A 4,070-nucleotide genomic window follows, 5' to 3' on the forward strand; every position below is an offset into this window, starting at 1 on the left:
GAATCCTGACTACCTTGCGCAAAGACTCCCGGATTGAGGGGCTGGCCGCAAAAGAAAATAGCGCAGGAGTGCGTTACCAGTTAACCGATTTAGGCCGCGCCGAAGCGAAAAACGCCTATTTACGCAGCGGCTACATTGGTCGCGCCCCGATTACGATCGATCACTATAGGCAGTTGGTTGAAGCGCAATCAGTGTTCAATTGCACGGCAAGCAAAGAACAACTAAAGGACGCTTTTGCCGGTGTCGTGCTTGAAGATCATTTGTATGACCAACTGGGGCCCGCCTTGCATTCCGGCCGGGCCATCATGGTGTACGGTCCGGCGGGTAGCGGGAAAACCTATATTTGCAAGCGCCTGGCGCGATGTTTAGGCGGCCCGGTTCACCTACCCTATGCTATTTCTGTGGGCAGGGAAATCATCCAGTTTTTTGATCCGCTGATTCATGTGCCGGTTTATCAAGTCAGCGAGAAAGTCGGCTATCACTTTGAAAACCGCACCGATCAACGCTTGATTTTATGCGAACGTCCGGTTGCTATCAGCGGTGGCGAGTTGACCATGGACAGACTCGAATTGCGTTACGACCCCGTCACCCGCTTAAACCACGCCCCTATCCAGTTAAAAACCAATAATGGTATTTATATCGTTGACGACATGGGGCGGCAGCGTATGCCCCCCATTGAATTGTTAAACCGCTGGATTGTGCCGATGGAAGAGCACATCGATTATTTGACAGTGGGAACAGGCCAGCATTTCCCGGTGCCGTTTGATACCGTGCTGGTGTTCTCAACCAATTTACATCCGCTGGAATTGGCGGATGAGGCTTACTTAAGGCGTTTGGGTTACAAAATACAATTCACTGACATTACTAAGGAGCAATTCACCCTGATTTGGGGAGATGTGTGCCGGGAACGGAGTGTAGCGCTTGAAGAAGGCGTACTGGATTGCGTTTTCGAATTATATGATCAAACCAAGCGGTCTTTTTTGCCATGTCAACCCAGGGATTTGATTGGCATCGGACTTGATATGGCGGCATTTAAAAACAACCGGGGACACCTAAGCAAAGAAAACATCAGGCTCGCGTGGGATACCTATTTTATTGATATATAGGAAGAGAGGTGACTAAATGAACAGACGATTTATTATTATGCTGAGTATTGCATTACTGCTGTCTTTGCTTGCAGCGTGGGTTGCCAATCGTTGGATACAAGGCAGGGCGGTGCCCGATACGGCGATGTCTGTTGTTGTCGCGGCAGTCGAAATCCCCTTTGGCGTCAAGCTTGAAGAATCCCAGGTTAAGCTGATCGCTTGGCCGGGCAACTCAGCTCTGCCGCAAGGGGCTTATTCATCAAAAGAACAAGTCGTCAACAAAGTTGCGATGAACAAATTTTATCCGGATGAAATTATCACGGAAAAAAGAATTTCGGAGTATTTGGGCGGCAGCACACTTTCCGCATTGATTACCAAGGAGTACCGTGCCATTTCGGTGCGGGTTGATGATGTGGTTGGTGTGGCGGGGTTTATTTTACCTGGAAACAAGATCGATATTCTGTCCACGAGAATGGATCGGACCACCAATAAGGCGACCACACGAACGCTGTTGCAGAATATTAAAGTCTTGGCTGTGGATCAGGAGGCTTCCCAGGAAAAAGAAAAACCGGCCATAGTCAGAGCGGTTACGCTGGAGTTAAGGCCGGATCAGGCTGAGATAATGGTGCAGGCCATGCAGGAAGGAACGATACAGCTGACCTTAAGAAATCCACTGGATAGCGTTGTGGAAGACGCGGTTGTCGAAGTAGCAAAAGTTCAACCGAAGTCGGTTGAGAAAATACGAGGTAAAAAACGACTACTAAAGGTAATTCCATGGGCATAAGAGGTGCCGGAAGAATGGAATTAAAGATTGCCAACTTAGGGTAAATTTGCCGGTTTTATGGACGACCGGAATTAATCCCGTAGGCCGGAATAAGCCGGTTCGAGCGGCAGCGAGAACCGGTGTTTCCGGCAAACACCACCCGGATTCGCCGGAAACGCCACCTCGCGCTACGCGCTTGGATGGTCTTATTCAGGCCTACGGTATTCCTCATGCTGAGGTAAGTGGGTAGTCAAATTTAGTAAAAAATTAACGCTTGTTATTACCAAATGAGTTCGCCATGAATCTAAAAATAAATAAAACAATAACCTGTATTTTCTCAATTATCGCGCTATATGGTGTTGCGCATTCTTCAGTTGCCGCGATAAGGAGTGCGGACATTAAATCTGTCAAAGTGCAGATTGGGTTAAACAAATCCAGGGTGATTACGCTGGATAAAGATATAGCTGAAATATCGCAAGGCAATTCAGCAGTTGCGGATTTTCCGGTGGATACGGAGGCGGCGGAGACCAGTTTTATGCCACCGAATCAAATATTAATCAGGGGTAAATCATTAGGCACCACGAATTTGTATCTGTGGGGAGCGAACCAGAAAGTTATGGAAGTTCTGGATATTGAAGTGACGCATGACTTGGATTCATTAAAAACCAAGTTAAATGAGTTGCTTCCTAATGAAAATATAGCGGTTCGCTCATCGCAGAAAAATATCGTATTAAGCGGCGAAGTCAGCACCTTGGCCAATATGCAGGCGGCAATCGATCTGGCGCAAGGTTATTTAGGCACTTCAACGGCTCTTGGGGCGGGCAGTACAGGGAGTCCTGGAGGCTCCGGCAGCACTAACGTAACAACGAATACCGCCCAGCCAAAAGTCGACCCCAGTAAAAGCGCTACCCCGTCCGTTATAAACCTGATGGGCGTCGGCGGTGCCCAGCAGGTTATGTTGGATGTAAAAGTAGCCGAGATTGACAGAAAACTGATCAAAGGCCTGAATGTTAAATTTGGTGCGTTATCAACCTCCAATAGCTTTTCAGTCGGGGCTTTTAACGGAGGGGGGAGTTTAAATCCAGTGGGTATTGGAGGTTTGCTTAATCGCCATAGTTTTGACGCCGGCGCGCTGTTTTTACAAGCGATTAGCGGGACCGCTATTTTTAATCTGACCATCGATGCGGCCAATGATCAGCAATTGGCGAAAATTCTGGCCCAACCCACCTTAACGACGCTATCAGGACAACCGGCAACCTTCATTTCAGGCGGGGAGTTTCCGGTTCCGGTACCGCAAGGCGGCTCAGCTAACGGGGCAATTACTATTATATTTAAAGAGTTCGGTATCGGCTTGAAATTTGTTCCTGTGGTGCTGGATTCAGGGCGAATTAATCTGAACATGAACGTCAGCGTCAGCGAACTATCTGAAGATGCCGCTGTTGTTGCTCAGGCAGGCAATACCAATACCCAGTTTTCCATACCGTCGCTGACCAAGCGGGAAGCAAGCAGTACGCTGGAGTTGGCGGACGGACAAACCATGAGCATTGCAGGGTTAATCAGCGATAAATTGCGCGAGAACGTGAACAAGTTTCCGGGACTGGGCGATATACCGGGGTTGGGTGCGTTATTTCGGAGTTCAAAATTCCTGAATCAGCAAACGGAACTGGTGATTTTCGTTACTCCTCGTTTGGCTAAACCGGTACTGGCACAAAATGCACAATTGCCGACCGATAGTTTTGTTGCACCGGATGATGTTGATTTTTATGTGCTGGGCAGAACCGAATCAAGAAAATCCAGAAACCGCTGGGTAAAAAATGATGCCAACCCTATAGGTAACAAGGGCGGCCTTGACGGCGACTATGGTCAGCAATTAATGGAAGGGGGTCAATAATGAAAACGTTAAATAAAGGAAATACCAAGTGGACCGTGGCAGGTTTATTGTTTTTAAGCTTGATGACGGGCTGCGCCGAATGGAATTCACATCCGGTCGTTACGGAACAAAATTTTGGTCATGCAGTCAATAATATGATTAAAAACCAGACCTTGTATCCCGAGCATGGCCGGAAGGATAACCCTACCCTGGGGTTGGACGGTCAAAAAGCCCAAACAGTTATTAGAGCCTATCGGGAGGGCGCTTCGGAAAAGCTGGACAAGGCCAAGCAAGGCGCAAATTTTGACGTTAAAAATGTCGGGTCTGATTAGATATGGGTTTTGGCGCGGTT

Annotated in this window: 4 protein-coding genes; all 4 read left to right on the top strand. The window is 48.1% G+C overall.

Going from position 1 to position 4,070, the window contains the following annotated elements; translation table 11 throughout:
• On the top strand, window positions 1–1,106 hold a 1,106-nt coding region (locus WC614_13985; protein ID MFA5034113.1), incomplete at its 5' end, for an AAA family ATPase.
• Between the two features lie 16 nt (window positions 1,107–1,122).
• Window positions 1,123–1,869 (top strand): Flp pilus assembly protein CpaB, encoded by a 747-nt coding sequence (cpaB, locus tag WC614_13990; protein ID MFA5034114.1) that lies wholly within the window; start codon window positions 1,123–1,125, stop codon window positions 1,867–1,869.
• A gap of 277 nt (window positions 1,870–2,146) precedes the next feature.
• Complete coding sequence (locus WC614_13995) at window positions 2,147–3,739, top strand: type II and III secretion system protein family protein (protein ID MFA5034115.1); 1,593 nt, start codon at window positions 2,147–2,149, stop codon at window positions 3,737–3,739.
• Window positions 3,739–4,050 (top strand): hypothetical protein, encoded by a 312-nt coding sequence (locus WC614_14000; protein ID MFA5034116.1) that lies wholly within the window; start codon window positions 3,739–3,741, stop codon window positions 4,048–4,050. The genes WC614_13995 and WC614_14000 overlap by 1 nt, the downstream gene beginning before the upstream one ends.
• Window positions 4,051–4,070: the final 20 nt, after the last annotated feature.

Source organism: bacterium (assembly GCA_041649255.1).
Classification (GTDB): Bacteria; Hydrothermota; UBA3073; order JACQXS01; family JAQTXJ01; genus JAQTXJ01.